The sequence below is a fragment of the Blautia sp. ZXY-1-C6 genome, from assembly GCF_056339875.1.
The window spans coordinates 1-1,082 of sequence record NZ_JBWJVQ010000076.1 but is presented as its reverse complement, the minus strand read 5'-3'; the positions used below and the strand labels follow the sequence as shown (position 1 = coordinate 1,082).

At 42.7% G+C, this 1,082-nt stretch carries 1 protein-coding gene; it reads left to right on the top strand.

Annotated elements, in window-relative coordinates; translation table 11 throughout:
- Positions 1-172: 172 nt before the first annotated feature.
- Positions 173-1,082, top strand: a 910-nt coding sequence (locus tag AC075J_RS02895) for a carbohydrate-binding domain-containing protein (protein WP_476389967.1), incomplete at its 3' end; no start/stop codon positions are given.

Below are 1,082 nucleotides of genomic sequence, written 5' to 3'. Positions count from 1 at the left end.
GCAATGGGGATAATGCAAAGCCAGCCAATAAACGTTACGGGAATGTACGGCACAATTCTGCTGCATGAGGACGCAGGCGGCTATGTGTTGGTGGCTGTCATTTCCTTTACTGCGGCAGTCGTGATTACCGCATTATGTATCAAATTCAAAAAAAGAGGATAAAAGAGTCAAGATGCAGAAGATCATGTATAAAGAAAGGAAAGGTGGAAAGTATGAGGAAAAAGTTATTAGCCGGGATTCTGGCACTTGCATTGTGTTCTACAAATATGCCCCCCAGACCATATTTGCGGAAGAATTTACTTCCGGAAATCAGGATGTAGTGTCTGAGGAAGAAACTCCGGAGATTTTTACCAATGAAGAGCAGGAAGCGGCAGGAGAGACAGATGAGGAACTGTCTGTATTCAGTTCAGAAGAGGTTCCTGAATTTAATGATGCCCCCGATGAGGCAATGGCTGCTGCGGAAAATGCACAGATTAAACCAATTGATTTAATTAATGATATTGCGGGCGGAGTTTATACTATAACTTCGGCAGGAGATTACAAATTCACATGCAGTAACCAGGAAACGGCAAATAGAATTGTGGTTGATGGAACGAATACTTCAGAGCAAGACAACATCAACATTTATCTTGATAACGTAAATATCAAAACATCTGCTGGTCCGGCATTGCAAATAAAGGGAGAGGTGAAGGCTGCAGTCACTATCCATTTAACAGGCACAAATAGTCTTATAACAAAGAATAACCACTATGCCGGTTTACAGAAAGATAACAAAGCTCAGCTTATAATAAAAACCAATGATTCAGACGCTACTGCAGGAATCTTAAATGCTCGTAGTATCGATGGGGATAGCGCCGGAATTGGTGGCGGCTATATCGGCTCCGGCTCTTGCAGTAATATTTTTATTGATAGTTGTTCTGTAATTGCTAGTTCTAAGTATGGTGCTGGAATTGGTGGCAGCAAGGGACGCGCTGGCAGTGATATTACCATTAATAATAGTTCTGTAACTGCTAGTTCTACGGATGGTGCCGGAATTGGTGGCGGCGGTTACGGCGGCAGTGGCAGTGATATTACCATTAAGA